This is a genomic window from Thiorhodococcus mannitoliphagus (assembly GCF_010915725.1).
Taxonomy (GTDB): Bacteria; Pseudomonadota; Gammaproteobacteria; order Chromatiales; family Chromatiaceae; genus Thiorhodococcus; species Thiorhodococcus mannitoliphagus.
Genome location: NZ_JAAIJR010000421.1, coordinates 1 through 645, shown reverse-complemented (window position 1 = coordinate 645; position 645 = coordinate 1). Strand labels below are relative to the sequence as shown.

Here is a 645-nt window from a genome sequence, read left to right as displayed (position 1 = left end):
TCTTCTCGGGGCTGAACAATTTGCGCGACATTACCGTGTCCGCTGACTACTCGGCGCTCTGCGGTTATACCGAGCGCGATCTCGAGACCGTCTTTGCACCCGAAGTCGAGGGGCTGGACCGGGAGGAGATCCGCCGCTGGTACAACGGCTACAACTGGACCGGCGAGTCAGTCTACAACCCCTTCGATGTGCTACTGCTGTTTCAGGAACGCCAGTTCCACGCCTGGTGGTTCGAGACCGGCACGCCGACCTTTCTGGTGGACATCCTCACCCAGCGCGGCTTCTTTACCCCCGATCTGGCCCATCTGCGCGCCGACGAGGGATTGCTCTCGACTTTCGATGTCGACCACATCGCCAACGAGGCCCTGCTGTGGCAGGCAGGCTATCTCACTCTAGCGGGTTCACGCCGCACCGGGGCACGGCTCGAATACCGCCTGGCCTATCCGAATCTGGAGGTCGAAAGCGCCCTCAACGATAGCCTGGCCAAGGCGCTGATCGGTCAGCCAAGCCTGGCCAGCGCGCTCACCGGACGACTCTATGATCTGCTGGTGGCGGGGAAGCCGGCGGCCCTGCACGCCCATCTCGACGCGCTCTTCGCCGCCATCCCGCACCAATGGCACCTCAAGACCCCGATCGCCCAGTACG

1 pseudogene is annotated in these 645 nt (G+C 63.4%); it reads left to right on the top strand.

Annotated elements, in window-relative coordinates:
• Nucleotides 1-645: pseudogene (locus G3480_RS27240) on the top strand (hypothetical protein); the annotation flags it as partial.